Genomic DNA, 18,814 nt, shown 5'->3' on the forward strand with positions numbered 1-18,814 from the left:
TTTTAATGGATAAGTCAAATACATTAGTTATTTATAATTCTGTTGAATACTTTGTTGATTTTTTTAATCAAAAAGGGATTAAAACTTTTACTTTTTACAAAAGAGTCAATTATTTTTCCCAAGTAATTAGAAAAATCTTGTATAAAATTGGATTTAGTAGGTATTATTGGTTTGAAGATTGGAAAAATGAACTGAAGACAGGTAGATATAAAAATGTGATTTTATTTGCAAATGATGAGGTTGATGTTTGGAATTATATCAATAAATATAATGTTAATGTGATTTTTTGGTATTGGAATCCTTCAAAAATATATAAACGAGGTCTTCCGAATCTATTGCCCTCAAATTTTCATCCTTATTCTTTTGATCCAAATGATTGTGAAAATTATTCAATAAGTTTCAATACTACTTTTTATTTCGACAACATTAAATTACCTAAGACTACCAGTTTTTTTGATATTTTATTTGTAGGATTGGATAAGGGTAGAGGCAAAAAATTAAAGGATTTCCAAATTAATATTAAACACTTTGATTTAAATAGTCATATTTATATTGTTGGAGATAGAAATAAATTAGGAAAATATGATGGGAACCAACCTATCTCATATCCAGAGTATTTAAAATTAATCTCAGGGACAAAAGCTATTTTAGATTTAATTCAAGAAAATCAATCAGGATTAACATTAAGAGCAATGGAATCAATCTTTTTTGAGAAAAAATTGATCACAAATGATGAGTCTATAATATCACAACCCTTTTATTCTAAGGATAATATATTTATTATAGGTAAGGACAATCTTACTGATTTAAAGAGATTTGTTGAAGAACCTTATAAAAAATTGGATCCCAAATTGAAAAAATATTATGATGTGTGTGAATGGTTAAAAAGATTTACTTTAGATAAATATGAAGGAGTTATTTAAAAACTTCTTATCTTTTGGATTGGCAACTACACTTGAGAAAGTGTTATTGTTTTTATTTATTCCAATATATTCTAAATATCTATTAAAAGAAGAATTTGGAGTCGTAGATCTCATGCAGGTTATAGCTGAAGGAGGATCAATATTTGCTTTACTTCAATTAGAATCGGCATTTCAAAGATATTATTTAGATTTTAAAGGAAGATTAAAAAAAATTCATGTATCCTCTATATTCCTATTTCTTGGATTTTCTTCAATAGTAATTGCTTTATTACTGCTTTTAATTGCTAATCCTTTAAATCAATATTTGTTTGATTCTCAAAAATACTCCCAAGCATTTTTCTGGTCTATCTTAAAAATTCCATTTTCAAATTTTTCAATTATAACATTTATTATTTTGAGATTTGAAAATCATACTAAAAAATTTCTTTTTTATGTATTGTTAAGATCAATTTCACTTTTAGTTTTAACAATATTGTTTTTGAACTTGCTAGAAAATAAAGTTAATGCAGTAATAATTTCTCAATTTTTGAGTTCGGTGATTACATGCTTTTTTCTATGGTTTTATTTAAAAAATTTTGTTCAATTTCGATATTCCAAAGTTATTTTGAAAAAATCCCTAAAATTTTCCATACCTATGGTGCCTGCTAGGGTAGGAAGCTTTGTCATTACTTATGCAAATAGATTTTTCTTAGCTTATGTCTTATCTCTTTCTGCTATAGGAGTGTATTCTCTATCTTTAAGGTTTGCATCAGCAGTACAAATAATTTATACTGCTTTTATAATGGCGTGGACTCCGTTTTTATTTTCTACATTAAAAAAACGAAATTCGGATATAATATTGAAGGAAATATTACCTATAGTAGCTGCGCCGGTGTTTTTATTAGTTTGTGTAATTTGTTTATTTTCAAATGAGTTGGTGAAATATTTTTCTACTTCTGAATTTTCTGAATCGGCAAAATATATTGGAGGTCTTTCTTTATTCTTTTGCTTAATGATTTTTAAAGAAATAGTTGATATTGGTCCTAAAATCAAAGAAGAAACTAAATTTATAACGTACAATTTTTTTGCTTCTGTATTAGTAAATATGGTCAGTCTTTTTATTTTAACACCAAAGTTTGGAATACAAGGCGTTGTATTATCAATGATAATAACTAATGTAGTATTAGTTGTTTTAAGTTGGTATGTTTCAAATAAATTATATTATATTCCTTTTAATATTTTAAAATTTATAATTTTTGCAACTCCTGCATTTGCTTTGGCTATAATTTTGATGAATTATACATTTAGTTTAAACGAAAGATTAACTATTCTTGTTTTTGTTTTAGTATTTTATGTTATTGGTATCATATATAATTTAAAAAAGGGCAAGAAGATTATTTTAATAAATAAATAATGGTATACTTAATTCCTTTGATATTTATATTGTTAGGAGTAACATTTTATGATACCCGAATCAATAGTGGCTCTGGAAAAATTTTATATTTTTTATCCTTTTTGACTTTAGTTATTCTTTCTGGTCTAAGATATAAGGTAGGTGGAGATACTTTAGAATATTTCAGATCATTTGAGTCTCAAATCCCAAAATTAGGGCAATTAAAATTAGAGACTTTTACAAATTTAAGGTATGAGCCATTATGGATTATTTTTAATTCAGTTTGCAAATCTATAGTTGATGATTTCTCTTTTCTCCAATTTGTTCATGCTATTTTCGTTAATTATATTTTATTCAAATTTTTTAAAAAATACACTTCCTATAAATTTACTGCAATTTTAATTTATTTTCTTTTTTATTATTTGTATCTAAATTTTGAAATTTTAAGGGAATCGATAGCAATCTGTTTGTTTTTAATTGCATATCCTTATTTAGAAAAAAGGCAATTGTTAAAATATTATTTAATAATTGCTTGTGCAGTGATGTTTCATGGATCTGCAGTAATACTATTTGTTATCCCGTTTATTAAAGAGGCATATCTAACTAAGAGGGTCCTTTTTAAAATGTTCATAATCGTTATCTGTGCTTTTTTATTTTTACAAGTTGTTACTAACTTTATCCCTAATCAAGATTTGAGGACTAGGGTGCTTGAATATCAAATGTTTACTCCTTCTTTTGCTGGATTTACATTTTATTTCTTAATTTATTTTTTAGGACCAATATATATATATATTAAATATGTAAAATATCGAGAGGTTATGTTTCCTAATTTAATCTTTATATATTTTACAATAGCTGTAGTAGTTTCTTATTTAACCGGATTGAGCCGTTTCATTAATTATTTCATGCCATTTCTAACCATATATTTTGTTAATTTTTTATTTATGTTATCTACTGTAAAAAGGTATAGGCAAATTAAAATATTTATCATTCCAATTGTGTTTGGCATAGCTTTCGCTCCGAAATATATGTTTTATATGCGAGATACTTCAGAGAATGTTCCAGGTACTCATAAATATAATTTATATCTGCCGTATACTAGTGTCTTTAAAAAAGAAGAAGATGAAACTAGAGAGCTGTTATTTTATAGATCATTTGATATAAGTAGAGAATATATCGACAGTAAAAAATAAAAATTAATTTGATGAAAAAGAAAATATTATTGGCTATTATTATAATTGGGGGAATCGTTTGTAGTGCTTTTCTATTTATTAAACCCTATGAGGATATAAATATTGAAAATTTTGCAAAAATACAAAATAAAAAATTTGTCATTTATGATGGTATAATGATTGAAGACAAACCAGACCTAACTAAATATGGGCTTAAGAATATAAATGTTATTTATGAGGATAGCCTGTTAGATAAAGGTAAAATTAACTATAATAAACTTAATAGAGAGATTAACAGAGTTTCTAAAAACAATTATCCCATATGTTTAGATATAGAGAGTTGGGATTTAAGAGATGCGAAACACAAATCAAATGGAAATAAATACGTCACAGTATTTAATTATTTCAAAGATAAACTACCAAATAGGAATATTGGCTATTTTGGCATGATGCCTTATAGAGATTTATATTTGTATAACCAAAGGTCAGGAGCTAATAGTGTTAAGAGAATTAATTACATAGCTCAATGGGAAAAACTAAACAACGATATCAAATTTATAACCAAATCAAATGATGTTGCTTTTCCAGCATTTTATACTAGAAATAAGAGTATGGAGTTATGGGAATGGGCAACGAAACATCAAATTAATAATTTAAAAAAGAATAATCCTAATATTCCTGTATATGGATTTATTTGGCCACAATATTGGAATAAAGAATTTGTTTCAGCTAAAGATTGGGCATTTATTTTAGAAACCTTGTATCAATATTGTGATGGAGTTGTAATTTGGAGCCCCCCTATGAATATTGATAATAGGAAACCAATAAACTGGAATAATAACCGCGCTTGGTGGATTGAAACTCAAAAATTTATTAAGAAATATAATTTAGGGTAATTTTAATTGTTTTAGAAATTAATTTGAATGAACATACTAATTGATGCTACTAATATAATCTCAGGCGGTGGAGTATCACATTTAACAGAATTATTATTTGCAATTGATGATGATAAATTAAGACGAAATGAAATATCTAAATTTATTGTAGTTGGTATAGAACCTATTTTAAATAAATTGCCAAATCATAATTGGTTAAAAAAAATTTCTATTCCGAAAACCAAAGATTCAAATTTTTTAAAAAGATTTTTATGGAAAAAACAAAATTTTAAAAAAATCATTACGGATGAGGAAATAAATTTAATTTTTAATCCAGGAGGAAGTTATTTTGGAGGAAAGCTACCTTTTGTAACCATGTGTAGAAATATGTTGGTGTTTGAAACAGAAGAAGCTAATAGATTTGGTTTTTCATTATATAGGTTGAAATTTGTATTGTTAAGAATTTTTCAGTCTATTTCTTTCAATAAGGCTGAAGGAACAATTTTTATATCTAAATACGCGCATGATTATATATCAAGAAATTATAATTCAATAAATATAAAAAATTGGGAAGTAATACATCATGGGATCTCGGACCGTTTTAGAAATTCTGTTAAATATCAAAGAAATATTGAACATTATACAGAATCAAATCCATATAAAATACTATATGTTTCAATATTAGATGTATATAAGCATCATGATAAGATAGCAGAAGCTATTGTAAACCTTAAAAAAAGAGATGGATTCAATATACAGTTTTTAGTGGTTGGTGGAAAGGCAGGGGGATTTTCAAATTTTGAGAAAATAAGAGAAGGAAATGAAAAAATCATAAAGTATTTAGGAAAAGTTCCTTTTGAAGAAATTCAAAATATTTATAAAGAAGCTGATTTATTTGTTTATGGATCAACATGTGAAAATATGCCAAACATATTAATTGAAGCTATGACGAGCGGTTTGCCTATTTGTTGTAGTGAGAAACAACCTATGCCAGAATTTTTAAATAATGCAGGAAAATATTTTAATGTAGAAAATGTTGAATCTATTTATGAATGTATCAAAGAAGTTATTCTAGATAGTGAAATGAGATTTAATTTAGCCACTAAATCAACTACTTTGTCTACTAAATATTCTTGGGATAAATGTGCATCTGAAACCTTACAGTTTTTAGCAAAATGTGGTCAGTCGAAATAAAAAAAGATATTAATAGAAATGGAAATAAACAATAAAGTACTTCTTATAACCGGTGGAACTGGATCTTTTGGTACCGCGGTTCTTAACAGATTTTTAGGTTCAGATCATTTTCGTGAGATCCGAATCTTTTCACGAGATGAGAAAAAGCAGGATGATATGCGGAATCTCTATAAAAATGACAAGATCAAATATTATATTGGAGATGTTAGGGATTTTGCTAGTGTTGAGCCTGCAACTAGAGGCGTGGATTATATTTTTCATGCTGCTGCTTTAAAGCAAGTTCCTTCTTGTGAATTTTTTCCGATGCAGGCTGTTAAGACAAATGTTGAAGGAACACAAAATGTTATACGCGCAGCAGCATCTAATGGAGTAAAAAAAGTAATCTGTTTAAGTACAGACAAGGCGGCTTATCCAATTAATGCTATGGGAATTTCCAAGGCTATGATGGAAAAAGTGGCAGTTGCTGAAGCAAGAAATTTAAAGGATACGGTTGTTTGTTTAACCAGATATGGAAATGTAATGGCTTCTCGCGGATCTGTAATTCCATTGTTTTTAAACCAGATTCAAAAAGGAGAAGAAATTACGATTACAGATCCAAATATGTCTCGTTTCTTTATGTCGTTAGAGGATGCTGTTGATTTGGTATTGTTTGCTTTTGAGCATGGTAATCCTGGAGACTTGTTTGTGAATAAAGCTCCTGCTGGATCTATTGGTGATTTGGCGAAAGCATTGATTGAATTAACAGGTAAGGAAGTTCCTGTAAAGGTAATTGGTACACGTCATGGTGAAAAATTGTATGAAACATTGTGTACCAGAGAGGAAATGATGAAAGCTGAGGATATGGGTGATTTTTATAGAGTTCCTGCAGATAATCGTGACCTAAATTATGCCAAGTATTTCTCTGAAGGCGATCAGGATATTTCTAAAGTTGAGGATTATCATTCTCATAATACAGAACAACAAGGAGTAGAGGGGCTTAAAAAATTAATATCAAAATTACCTTTGATCCGAAAAGAAATTTTTGGAGAAGATGTTTTACAATATCCATAATCATCTAATAATATTATTAATTAAAAAAATGGTGGAATATATTCAAGGAGGGATCGCTAAAGATCATAGAGGACAAATACGTTTTGTGAATGATTTTGATATGTCCGATGTCAAAAGATTTTATATTATTAAAAACACTGATTTAGAATTAATTCGAGGCTGGAGAGCACATAAGATGGAACAAAGATGGTTTTATGTTTTGAGCGGATCCTTTAAAATTGATATAGTAGAAATAGATAATTGGGAAGAAGCCTCTAGAGATTTAAATGTACGTACAGAAATTGTTGATAGCTCAGAAAATAAAGTGTTGCATTTATCTGCTGGATATGGCACAGCCTTCCAAGCAATGACTGAAAACAGTGAATTATTGGTTTTTTCAGATTATGGAATTGAAAACGCTCCAAATGATGATTATACCTATCCATTGGACTACTTTATTAATAAAAAATAATTGATGCAAGGTAAAATTAAAGTTGGGATAACAGGTCAGAATGGTTTTGTAGGAACGCATTTGTATAATACATTAGGCCTAGAACCAGAGGTTTTTGAATTAGTAGACTTTAATAAAGAGTATTTTTCAGATGAGAAAGCCTTAGATGGGTTTGTGTCACAGTGCGATGTTATTGTTCATCTTGCCGCAATGAATCGCCATGAGAGTGAACAATTTATTTATGAGACCAATGTAGGCTTAGTAAACAATTTAATAGCTTCTTTAAAGCGCACAAATTCTCAGGCACATGTATTTATTTCATCTTCTACCCAAGAAGAAAGAGACAATCTATATGGGAAGTCTAAAAAGGAAGGTCGAGAAGCTTTACAAAAATGGGCTGAAGAATTCGGTGGAAAACTTACTGGATTATTGATTCCGAATGTTTATGGTTCATTTGGTCGTCCTTATTATAATTCATTTATTGCTACTTTTTGCCATCAATTAACCCATGGTGAGACGCCTGCCATTGCTAATGATGGGCAAGTCAACTTGATTTATGTGCAAGAATTAGTGGATGATATTATTAGACTTATTAAAGAGTCAAAACATCAACCTTCTTACATTGTTGAGGCAAGAGATTCCAAAAAGGTTTCAGAGGTTTTAGGATTATTGGAGAATTTCAAAGCATTATATTTAGATAAAGGTGAAATTCCTGTATTAAACAGTAAGTTTGAGCTTAATCTCTTCAATACTTTTAGAAGTTATATGGATCATTCCTCAATCTATCCCAGAAAATTTCAATTACATACAGATCCAAGGGGGACTTTTGTAGAAATTATACGTATGGGCATTGGTGGCCAATCATCCTATTCAACAACAGTGCCCGGAATTACCCGTGGAAATCATTATCACACGCGAAAGATTGAACGTTTTGCTGTGATTCAAGGAAAAGCTTTGATCCAATTGCGTAAGATGGACAGCGATGAAGTGTTGGATTTTTACCTTGATGGTAATGAGCCTTCTTATGTAGATATGCCAATCTGGTATACACACAATATTAAGAATATAGGTGAAGAAGAGTTGATTACCATGTTTTGGATCAATGAACCATATGACCCTTCTGATCCTGACACTTACTTTTTGGAAGTATAATTTTACCCATTAGATCAACAAGAATTGAACACTGATTATTTTATCCGACAAAAAAATAAAAATGAAAAAATTAAAAGTAATGACGGTCGTTGGAACAAGGCCTGAAATTATTCGACTTTCAAGAGTTCTGAGTGCTTTAGATGCCTCCGAAGCTGTTGACCATATAATAGTACATACGGGACAAAATTATGATTATGAATTAAACCAAATTTTCTTTGAAGATTTAGGATTAAGAAAACCAGATTACTTTTTGGAGGCAGCAGGAAAAACTGCTACTGAAACTGTGGGTAATATTTTAATCAAAATCGATCCATTATTGGAAGAATTAAAGCCAGAAGCATTTTTAGTTCTAGGAGATACTAATTCATGTCTTTGCGCTATTCCTGCCAAGAAGAGACATATTCCTATTTTTCATATGGAGGCAGGTAATCGCTGCTTCGATCAAAGGGTGCCTGAGGAAACAAACCGTAAAATTGTTGACCATACAGCCGATGTAAACCTTACTTATTCTGATATTGCACGGGAATATCTTTTACGAGAAGGATTGCCTGCAGATAGAATCATAAAAACTGGTTCACCAATGTATGAAGTTTTGAACCATTACCTACCTGAAATCAAAGCTTCCAAAGTGCTGGAAGACTTAGGATTGGATAAAGGTGAATTTTTTGTGGTGTCTTCTCATAGAGAGGAAAACATAAACAATGAAAAGAACTTTAGAGGTTTAATGGAATCATTGAACGCAATAGCGGAGAAATATCAGTACCCTATTATTGTTTCAACCCATCCAAGGACAAGGAATATGATTGAAAAGATGAAGATTGAAATGCGTCCAGAAATTCAATTTTTGAAACCATTAGGTTTTCATGATTACAATGCACTACAGATGCATTCATATGCTTGTTTATCAGATTCAGGAACTATTTCAGAAGAGTCTTCAATTCTAAATTTTAGAGCATTAAATATTCGTCAGGCTCATGAAAGACCTGAAGCCATGGAAGAAGCTTCGGTGATGATGGTGGGGTTATCTCCAGAAAGAATACTGCAGGGTTTAACACAGGTATTAAAACAGCAAGTAGGCGAACAGAGAAACTTTAGACCAGTAGCTGATTATTCAATGCCTAATGTCTCCGAAAAAATGGTAAGGATTATTTTGTCCTATACTGATTATGTGAAAAGAGTTGTTTGGTCGGAGGAAATATAGGTTTGATGATGAAAAAAAGAATATTGATACATGGGATAGCTTTTAGCCCTGATGGAGTGTCAACTGCTTATCTATATAATGATATCGCATTGGCGTTTCAAAAGGCGGGATATGATGTGTCAGTATTAACTACTACTCCCCATTACAATGTTGTAAAAGAAGAGTTGGCAAAACAGCCTTTGGAAAAACAATGGTTGGGACTTTATTATACTAGTAATTTTAATGGAATAAAGGTTATTCATGTGCCACAGAAAAAATTCAAATCTACCTTTTTAAGGATATTGGGGTTTATTTACTGGCATTTACTGGCAATTATATTAGGATTATCGTTTAAAAGATTTGATGCTATTTTATCTCCCTCACCCCCATTGACAATTGGGTTTATAAATTTATTAATTGGCAAGATCAAGGGTTCAAAGGTAATTTATAATGTACAAGAAATTTATCCGGATTTTCTGATTGAACAAGGTGGATTAAAATCTAAACCAATTATAGAAATTTTAAAATGGTTGGAGAGATTTATCTACAATAAATCGGATGCGGTCACAACTATTGATCAAGTTTTTTATAATACAATTGTAAATAGATTTGAAGATAAAAATAAGCTACATATTATTCCAAATTTCGTTGATTCAGATTTATACAAGCCTCTTGATAGTGATAGCATTAATCTAGATACTTCTATTTTTGTTAAAAATAGCTCTTTAAAATTAATGTATGCTGGTAATATAGGGCATGCTCAAGATTGGGAGCCATTATTAGAATCTGCAAAGAGATTAAAAGATTTACAAGTAGAATTTTATATTATAGGTGAGGGAGTGATGAAGGATTATGTAATTCAAAAGAAAAGCGAATTTGGGTTAGAAAAAGTACATGTTCTTCCATACCAACAACGAGAAAAGATGCCTCAACTATTAGCTTTTTCAGATCTTCAATTTATTTTTATGTCCAAAGAAATGGAAGGTCATGGCTTTCCATCGAAGGTATATACTATAATGTCATGTAAGAAACCTTTATTGGTTTGTTCAGGTGAAAATACACCAATCACTAACTTTTTGGAACCGATTGGCTGTGCTGAATTAATTAAATCAGACCTATTAGAAAATAAGGTGAATGGTATAGTAGATTTTATTACAAATGTATCTAGTACAAAACTTTCACAAATGGGTGAAAAAGGTTATCAAGTAATTCAAGCTAGGTATACTAAAGAGAAGGTAACCCAACAATATGTTGAACTAATTGATAAACTTATTGCTTCATGAGAGTGTTAATCACAGGGGCTTCAGGATTTGTTGGACAAAATCTGATAAAATATTTTAAAGAAAATACTAGTATTGAAACAGAGAGCCTTTCTTTGCGAAGAAAGGACTGGGAAGAAATGAATTTCGATGGTTTTGATGCTATAATCCACCTAGCGGGTAAAGCTCACGATACTTCAAATACTTCTGATCCTGAGAGTTATTATTGGATCAACAGGGATTTGACAATAAAGCTATTTGAAAAATTTAAAAATTCTAATGTTAGGGATTTTTTATTTTTCTCGTCAGTAAAAGCGGTTGCAGATGTTGTGGAAGGAGTTTTGACTGAGGAAATAGCTACAGAACCACATACTCCATATGGTAAATCAAAACAAGAGGCAGAAAATTTCCTTAATAACGCAATATTAAAAGAAGGCAAGAGAGTTTTTATTTTAAGACCATGCATGGTTCATGGTCCTGGAAATAAAGGCAATTTAAATCTGCTTTACCAAGTTGTTGAAAAGGGTTTACCATGGCCATTGGCCTCTTTTGTAAACGAAAGATCTTTTCTGAGTGTTGATAATTTATCTTTTTTAGTGTATCAAATTCTTGATAATAAAAATTTAAAATCTAATACTTATAATTTAGCTGATGATGATTTTATTTCAACCAATGAATTGGTGGATTTGATTTCGGATGTTCTTGGTAAAAAAAGTCAAAAGTTAAAAATAAATTCATCAATTGTCAAAAGTTTGGTTAAAATTGGAGATATTTTGCCTTTGCCAATTAATTCAGAAAGATTAAAGAAATTAACAGAGTCTTATCGAGTTTCAAATGAAAAAATTAAAGCAGATTTAAATATAACAAAATTACCTATTTCTGCAATTGATGGATTAAGAAGAACTATTGAATCATTTAAATGATGGTATATTTAATTGTATTTGCTTTATTATTTATTCTTGAAATATTTTATTTCAAGGTTGCTGATCGTTTTAATATTATCGATAAACCTAACGAACGATCATCTCATAACACAATAACTTTAAGAGGGGGTGGGATTATTTTTTATTTTGCTGCCTTGTTTTATTTTATATGGTCTGGATTTAATTATCCTTGGTTTTTTTTAGGGTTAACGCTAATGACTATTGTTTCTTTCTTAGATGATATATTCACTTTGTCCAATCGGATTCGTTTATTGATCCATTTTACTTCTGTTTTGTTAATGGCTTATGAATTGAATGTTTTTTCTCTTCCATGGTATAATTTAGTTTTAACTTTTATAGTTATTGTAGGAATTATAAATGCCTATAATTTTATGGATGGAATAAATGGGATTACTGCCTCTAATAGTTTGGCTGTTGGCAGTTTATTATTAATCGCAAATCAACAAATACATTTTATTGATCCAGAATTTTTAATTTTCACCATCTTAGGTGTGTTGGTTTTTGCATTTTTTAATTTTAGAAATAAAGCAAAAACCTTTGCGGGTGATGTTGGATCAGTTAGTATAGCATTTATTTTAATCTTTGCACTTGGGCTATTAATTATCAAAACTGGTAATATAATTTATTTATTGTTTTTGCTTGTATATGGTTTAGATTCAGTTTGGACAATTATCCGTAGGTTGATTTCAAGAGAGAATATTTTTCAAGCCCATCGGAGCCACTTGTATCAATTTTTAGCAAATGAAGGTAAAATTAATAGATTGTTGATTTCAACCATATATGGTTTATTACAATTTATTATTGGATTACTCATAATCTATATATCAAAATATACTTATGGAGTTCAAATACTATTTTCCTTAGGTCTAATTGTATTTTTAAGCATCATATATCTTTTATTAAAAAATACATTTATTACAAGAATTAACAATCTAAAAAATTAGGCGAATTATAATAGAATGCTTTTCGAATTAAATTATGAGGGATTCTTCCATATTAAAGGAAAAGATTACATTTGTTGATGATTTATAATTCTTGGACTAATTTTTGAGTAATTGCTCAATTAAATAAAATATTTATGAGAATTTTTTTGGTTTTAATTGTTTTGCTGTCATTGTTTGGATCCTGTGCTTCAAAGAAAGATTTAATTTATTTTCAGCCTGATTCAACAGCTTTGAATACATCTTATGAATTAAATGCTCCTAGATTACAACCAGGAGATATTTTAACTATTTCAATTACCGCTGACGATATTCGTGCTACTGAACCATTTAATCAAATAAACATCTATCAAACAGGGACGCCCCAAAATGCTAATCCATTTATTCCAACTTATGTTATAGATAGTGAGGGTAATATTGAATTTCCTAAATTAGGGGAAGTCAAACTAGCAGGGAAAACAAGAGTGGAAGCTATAAAGGATTTAAAAGAAGAAGTTGGAAAATATATTGTAAATCCGGGAGTAAACATGACCATTAGAAATTTTAGGGTCACAGTATTAGGTGAGGTTCTTAAACCTGGAACATACGAAGTAGAAAATGACAGAATAACTTTATTAGAAGCTTTAGGAATGGCGGGAGATTTAACTATTAATGGAGTTAGAAAAAATGTTTTAGTCATAAGAGAACAAAATGGTCAAAAAGTTGAATATCGAGTAGATTTAACTAAAAGGGACGCTTTAAATTCACCTGTTTATTATTTGTCTCAAAATGATGTTGTTTACGTTGAGCCAAATGGAGCAAGAATTCAATCCTCAAAGTACACTCAAAATACATCTATTTTTGTATCGATTGCAAGTTTAATTATAACTATAGTTGCGGTCGTAGTTCGTTAATTTAATTAGTAAAATATTTTTCATGAATAATATTCAGAACACTTTGCCAAATGATTCAAAGGAACCGGAAATAAATTTAAAGCAAATCTTTGAACAATATGCTTATTATTGGAAATGGTTTATTATTTCTGTTTTAGTTTTGATTATTGGTGCCATTATCTATTTGCGTTATGCTGATAAAATTTATAGTGTTACAGCTAAAATTTTGCTACAAGATGAGGATAAAGCATCTGGCGAATTATCTGGGTTGACTGAATTAGCATCATTGGCGAATGTTACTGCAGGATCAGCATTTGTACTTGATCAAATTGATGTAATGAAGTCAAGAAGAATTTTTAAAAAAGTAGTTGAACAGAATAGGTTAAACATTTCTTATTCTATAAAGGGAAATGTTAAAAGTTCTGAAATGGTTGAATCTTTATCTCCTGTTCGTTTAGTTATTTTAGAGCCAAATAATAGAAGGTTAGATTCAACCGAAATAAAGTTAATATTAAGGAAACGTGGTGACGCATTTGAACTTGAAGATAAATCCAACGGTATTAAGAATTATACTCTTGGACAAAAAGTAGTTTCAAGTATTGGTCCAATTATGATTTTGCCGCAAGGGAATAGGCAAATTAAAGATGATGTTGTAATAGCTTTTGAGCCTGTAAACACCACAGTCGATAAGTTACTTGAAAATGTTAATATAACACCTAATAAAGAAAAGCAATCTTATGTGGTGAATTTTTCTTTAAATTCTGGAAATATAGATAAAGCAGAACTTATTTTAAATTCCTTAATAGATCAATATAATAAAGATGTAACAGAAGATAAAACCAGGGTAAGTCGTGCAACATCCGATTTTATTGATTCTAGATTAGAATTAATTTCAAAAGATTTAGCTTCAGCAGATTCTAAAGTGGCAGATTATAAAGACCGCAATAATATGGTTGATATGAGTTCTGAGGTTCAACTATATATGCAAAATGCTTCAGAAAATGAACGTAAATTAGTTGAATATCAAACCCAGTTGAGGTTAGCTGAGATGATGGGATCTGCTGTTAATTCAAATACTGGGAACCTTTTGCCATCAAATATTGGACTAGAAGACCAATCCATTCAAATGACTGTAAAAAGTTATAATGATTTGGTTTTAGAACGTGATGACCTATTAAAATCTGCTACGCCAGACAATCCAGTTGTTCAAAATTTAAACAAAAATATTAATGAATTAGGTAGTACTTTAAGAATATCTTTAAATAATTATAAACAAGGTTTGCAAAGTAATGTTAATTCTTTGCAAGGACAAAAGAATAAATTTGAAGGTAAGTTAAATCAATTGCCAAATCAAGAAAGAGGCTTTAAAGATATTTCTAGGCAGCAACAAATTGTTGAATCATTATATTTATTTTTATTGCAGAAAAGGGAAGAAACTGAAATTAAAGCTTCGGCGACGCCTGCGATTTTAAAAGTTATTGATGAAGCTTACGGATCTGATATAGCTGTATCTCCAAAAAAATCAATTGTCCTTGCAGGGGCATTATTGGCAGGATTGTTAATTCCATTTGGTATTTTATACCTTAAATTCTTAATGGACAATAAGGTTCATTCCAGAAAGGATATTGAAGAGAAATTCAATGCTCCTATATTGGGTGAGATTCCGGCTTCTGATGATCCAGTAGTTAAGGATAATGATAGATCATCCTTGGCAGAGGCATTTAGGATTTTGCGTACAAATATTGCTTTTATGTTGGGGGCCAAGAAGGACTCAGCTGTAATCTTTGTCACCTCAACCACTTCGGGTGAAGGTAAATCATTTGTTTCGACGAATCTTTCCAGAATTCTAGCAATGTCTGGTAAAAGGGTTCTGTTGATCGGTGCGGATATCCGTTCTCCAAAAGTATTGGATTATTTGGGCTTATCACATTTGCAACATACCAATATTGGTATTACTCAGTATTTGATCAATCCGGATATGCCTGTTGATAATATTATTATACGCAAGCCTGCTCCTTATGATTTTGATATTATCTATTCTGGTTATATTGCTCCAAACCCAGCTGAATTATTGATGAATGGCCACTTTAAGGAAGTAATCGAGTATGGTCGTGAACATTATGACTTTGTTATTGTGGATACTGCTCCGGTAAGTTTGGTAACTGATACCCTATTGATCTCTGAATTTGCAGATCTGACTATGTATGTTACTAGGGCGAACTACCTTGATAAACGTTTGTTAAACGTTCCTAAAGAACTTTATGAAGATGGCAAACTGCGCAATATGGCAGTAGTTTTAAATGATGTTGACTTTGCGAGAGGTTATGGCTATGGCTATGGCTACGGTTATGGTTATGGCTATGTTGATGCGAGTTCAGTATCATTAAGAGCTAAAATTGGGAAACAATTCAAAAAGCTTTTCAAAAAGAAAAAGTAATAATCAGATAAAACAAAGAAAAGGGAACTCAGCTCCCTTTTTTTATTCTTCAAAATACCCCTTAGTTTACGACCACATCAGTTTATTTTTCACATATTTTTTGTTTGGTAACATTCTGGTAATCAATACTTAAAATTATTTATTCGATAAATAATTAATTAAATATCAAATTTATATTGTTTAGTGAGAAGGTTTTGATTTTATTTTTTTAATCCAATATTAATATAGTTCGTATGTCAACAGATTCCCAGAACCCCAACAACAAAACAATTCTTAGAATTCGTAAAACTCTAGAGAGGCTCTATGATAATAGTAGCATTCAAACAAGTGAAATAACCCATATTTCTAGATACCTTGCCAAGATTACCAAAATCAATAATTCTACCTCCCCTCCTGAACTCCCTGCCCCTAGGCTCTACAACATGGATGATATCATCAAAATGTTGGGAATCAGTAAATCAACTTATTTTCGGTTAAGAAATTCCGGTGAATTAAAACCAACTAAGGTCGGTGGAAGGGATTATTAGCGACAAGAAGATATTGACCGAATTCTCAGTTTAAAAAAAACAAAATAAACTTCTTGTTTATTGTTTTAGTACTTTTTATCAGTTTTAGATATTTACTTGTCCAAATAATCTAGCTGTTAATTGTACTTCTATGACTTCAAGATATTTATTCTAGAAATAAATATCCACTAAAAATCTTGAAGTCTTATTTATTGTTTTTGGGTTTGGCTCTTCTGCTCCTGGTTTCGACCGGGTCCCTTAGCGGAGCCGAAGGGCAACCAACGCAACGACCCAAACCAACACAGCCATTACAACCTGCCCGCCCACATATCCAGCATTTTCCCATTTTAATTCCTTTTCCAAAAACAATGTTTAAATCATGGTGGTTTAAATAAATATGCCACACCGATGGTGTTGATGTTTGAGTTGATTTCAATGTTTTAGATATGATATGCCTACGCTATTCAATCCTATAGATGTGGTATTATCATTTATTTTTATAGAATTGTTAAATACTATATTTAAGCAGCGCTTTTTTTATTTACTTTGAATCATGCCAATAGAATACAATGAATTATATGAGTGAACAAAAAGCAAGGCCATTTATTATTGGTATTCTCGCTATTGGGATTGTTTATAACATATATTTTTATAGGGAATCTATAAAGATGGAGAAGGTAGCTTCTCAAAATTTTGTAGTTGAGAAGCAATATTGTGGATCTCGTAAAAATAACTCAATCGAAATTAGATATAAGGAAAATCTATACAAAGTTCGAGTGGGGAGTAAGGAGTGCTCAAAATATCCAGTTGGAGCTGAGATCAAATTAGTTTATAACGATAAATATGATTATTTTTATAAACAAGATGGACTGGTGACAGCACGGTATCGATTGTTTTTCTTTTCAATTACTTTACTCGTTTATATTATTCCATGGAAAAGAATTTTTAAAAAGAATTCTCTACATTGAGTGGTTGTCTAGTGCTTGAAATGATTTCATTAGTTAAAAGGGTTTTAAGCAAAGTATTCACAAAACCACCAGAACCAACGCAGTCATTACAAGTTTCTTAATTCCCAAATCCAGTAAATTTCCAATTTTAATTCCTAGTACAACATAAATGTTTAAATCATGGTGGTTTAAATAAATATGCCACACCGATGGCGTTGCTCCGCCGTGGCAGGTGTCCTCCCCTGCCGCTATAATAGTTACACCCCGATGGGCAATGTCATTAAGTTAAGAGAATCTAACAATCATGCCAAGGCGATGGCGTTGTGTTGGACGTGGTTCGCCGTGGTCGGTGAAGACGCCGACCACTATTGTTTCTAAATCATAAAAATAGTTTCCTAATCTTGCGATTAGGGATTTCAGGCATGTCGTGGAAAAGGGGGTTAAAGTGACACCCCTACAGGGTTGGATGGCATCGAATAATCATTTCTAGAATAGTTGCACCCCTAGCGGGTTTGTGTGGCGTGAAATGTGATTTTCGAAAAGAGCAAAACCCCATCGGGGTGACACTATTATAGCTGGAGTTTAACAAACATGCCAAGGCGATGGCGTTGTGTTGGACGTGGTTCGCCGTGGTCAGTGAAGACACCGACCACTATTGTTTCTAAATCATAAAAATAGTTTCCTAATCTTGCGATTAGGGATGACAGGCATGTCGTGGGAAAGGGATTATAGTGACACCCCTACAGGGTTGGATGGCATCGAATAATCATTTCTAGAATAGTTGCACCCCCCTAGCGGGGTTGTGTGGCGTGAAATGTGATTTTCGAAAGGAGCAAAACCCCATCGGGCAATGTCATTAAGTTAAGAAAAAAAGAAGGCCATAAATCACGTAAATGTTTAATTTTGAATTCACTACTAAACAAATCTAAACAACCGCGTTTATGGCCGATGTAAAAATAGCACTTAAAATCRTMTCAGACCTAAAAAATTTTATTTCTATCTGTTTAACAGAYCCTCTGCTGCTCAATCTTTTCAGGAATTCCAAAACCCATTTCACCCGGGACCGGAAGCTCAATTTCGAGAGATTGGTCCTGCTGATCGCCAAGATGTGCAAGCGGACCCTCTCTGTCGAACTGGAAGGTTTCTTTGGTGAGCTGGGCAAGAAGATCAGTTGCTCGGTGAGTGCCTTTTCCCAGCAGAGGAGCAAGCTGAGCCCCCTTTTCTTCCTGGTCTGGAACCGGGTGCTCTGCGAGAGCTTCCTGCGCCATGCACCGGGGGATACCMGGAGATGGATGGGCTATCGCCTGATCGCAGTTGACGGCTCCAACCTTGCCCTGGTGAACACACCTTCCCTGCAGGCCAACTTTGGCGGCCAGAGCAACCAGAACTCGAGCTTCGTGCAGGCAAAGACCTTCTATCACTACGATGTGCTGAACGACCTGGTGACCCATGCCTGCATAGCCCCATACCGGACCAGCGAGCTGACCCTGGCCTCCCATTGGATCGAGGAACTGCCCGTGGACTCCATTGCCATCTATGACAGGTACTATTCAACGTTCA

General features: G+C 31.5%; 17 protein-coding genes. All 17 read left to right on the top strand.

Translation table 11 applies throughout. The features are described from left to right. Positions 1 to 5 precede the first annotated feature (5 nt). On the top strand, positions 6 to 923 hold the full coding sequence (locus CRT24_RS05755; protein ID WP_099370297.1) for a hypothetical protein: 918 nt from the start codon (positions 6 to 8) through the stop codon (positions 921 to 923). Further along, positions 907 to 2,316 carry a lipopolysaccharide biosynthesis protein gene (locus tag CRT24_RS05760; RefSeq protein ID WP_099370298.1) on the top strand — a complete coding sequence of 470 codons (1,410 nt, stop codon included), beginning with the start codon at positions 907 to 909 and terminating at the stop codon, positions 2,314 to 2,316. Before CRT24_RS05755 ends, CRT24_RS05760 begins: the two co-directional genes overlap by 17 nt. After that, positions 2,316 to 3,488: an EpsG family protein gene (locus CRT24_RS05765; protein ID WP_099370299.1), complete on the top strand. Its 1,173-nt coding sequence runs from the start codon at positions 2,316 to 2,318 to the stop codon at positions 3,486 to 3,488. Before CRT24_RS05760 ends, CRT24_RS05765 begins: the two co-directional genes overlap by 1 nt. An 11-nt stretch (positions 3,489 to 3,499) precedes the next feature. Then, the gene (locus CRT24_RS05770; protein WP_099370300.1) at positions 3,500 to 4,363 is read left to right on the top strand and encodes a hypothetical protein; all 864 of its coding nucleotides are present in this window, start codon (positions 3,500 to 3,502) and stop codon (positions 4,361 to 4,363) included. A gap of 27 nt (positions 4,364 to 4,390) precedes the next feature. After that, the gene (locus CRT24_RS05775; RefSeq protein ID WP_099370301.1) at positions 4,391 to 5,536 is read left to right on the top strand and encodes a glycosyltransferase family 1 protein; all 1,146 of its coding nucleotides are present in this window, start codon (positions 4,391 to 4,393) and stop codon (positions 5,534 to 5,536) included. Between the two features lie 18 nt (positions 5,537 to 5,554). Then, on the top strand, positions 5,555 to 6,586 hold the full coding sequence (locus tag CRT24_RS05780; RefSeq protein WP_099370302.1) for a polysaccharide biosynthesis protein: 1,032 nt from the start codon (positions 5,555 to 5,557) through the stop codon (positions 6,584 to 6,586). Positions 6,587 to 6,614: 28 nt separating this feature from the next. Then, positions 6,615 to 7,037: a WxcM-like domain-containing protein gene (locus CRT24_RS05785; protein ID WP_180269072.1), complete on the top strand. Its 423-nt coding sequence runs from the start codon at positions 6,615 to 6,617 to the stop codon at positions 7,035 to 7,037. Positions 7,038 to 7,040: 3 nt separating this feature from the next. Beyond that, positions 7,041 to 8,168: an NAD-dependent epimerase/dehydratase family protein gene (locus CRT24_RS05790; protein WP_099370304.1), complete on the top strand. Its 1,128-nt coding sequence runs from the start codon at positions 7,041 to 7,043 to the stop codon at positions 8,166 to 8,168. 61 nt (positions 8,169 to 8,229) lie between these two features. Next, complete coding sequence (gene wecB, locus CRT24_RS05795) at positions 8,230 to 9,369, top strand: non-hydrolyzing UDP-N-acetylglucosamine 2-epimerase (RefSeq protein WP_099370305.1); 1,140 nt, start codon at positions 8,230 to 8,232, stop codon at positions 9,367 to 9,369. A 5-nt stretch (positions 9,370 to 9,374) separates the two neighbouring features. After that, positions 9,375 to 10,631: a glycosyltransferase family 4 protein gene (locus tag CRT24_RS05800; protein ID WP_218962585.1), complete on the top strand. Its 1,257-nt coding sequence runs from the start codon at positions 9,375 to 9,377 to the stop codon at positions 10,629 to 10,631. Then, entirely contained in the window at positions 10,628 to 11,530 is a 903-nt protein-coding gene (locus CRT24_RS05805; RefSeq protein ID WP_099370306.1) for an NAD-dependent epimerase/dehydratase family protein, read from the top strand. Before CRT24_RS05800 ends, CRT24_RS05805 begins: the two co-directional genes overlap by 4 nt. Continuing rightward, positions 11,527 to 12,495, top strand: coding sequence for a glycosyltransferase family 4 protein (locus CRT24_RS05810; protein WP_257213978.1), 969 nt, complete (start codon positions 11,527 to 11,529; stop codon positions 12,493 to 12,495). Before CRT24_RS05805 ends, CRT24_RS05810 begins: the two co-directional genes overlap by 4 nt. A gap of 134 nt (positions 12,496 to 12,629) precedes the next feature. Then, on the top strand, positions 12,630 to 13,385 hold the full coding sequence (locus tag CRT24_RS05815) for a polysaccharide biosynthesis/export family protein (protein WP_099370307.1): 756 nt from the start codon (positions 12,630 to 12,632) through the stop codon (positions 13,383 to 13,385). A 22-nt stretch (positions 13,386 to 13,407) separates the two neighbouring features. Beyond that, entirely contained in the window at positions 13,408 to 15,801 is a 2,394-nt protein-coding gene (locus CRT24_RS05820; RefSeq protein ID WP_099370308.1) for a polysaccharide biosynthesis tyrosine autokinase, read from the top strand. 233 nt (positions 15,802 to 16,034) lie between these two features. Beyond that, positions 16,035 to 16,328, top strand: a complete 294-nt coding sequence (locus CRT24_RS05825) for an AlpA family transcriptional regulator (RefSeq protein WP_099370309.1) — start codon at positions 16,035 to 16,037, stop codon at positions 16,326 to 16,328. Positions 16,329 to 16,885: 557 nt separating this feature from the next. Further along, a complete protein-coding gene (locus CRT24_RS05830; RefSeq protein WP_144034514.1) occupies positions 16,886 to 17,275 on the top strand; it encodes a hypothetical protein in 390 nt (129 codons plus the stop codon). Positions 17,276 to 18,195: 920 nt separating this feature from the next. Next, the coding region (locus CRT24_RS20610) for a hypothetical protein (RefSeq protein ID WP_218962586.1) at positions 18,196 to 18,814 on the top strand (619 nt) is incomplete at its 3' end.

It is taken from the genome of Sphingobacterium sp. 1.A.5, from assembly GCF_002734235.1.
GTDB lineage: Bacteria > Bacteroidota > Bacteroidia > Sphingobacteriales > Sphingobacteriaceae > Sphingobacterium > Sphingobacterium daejeonense.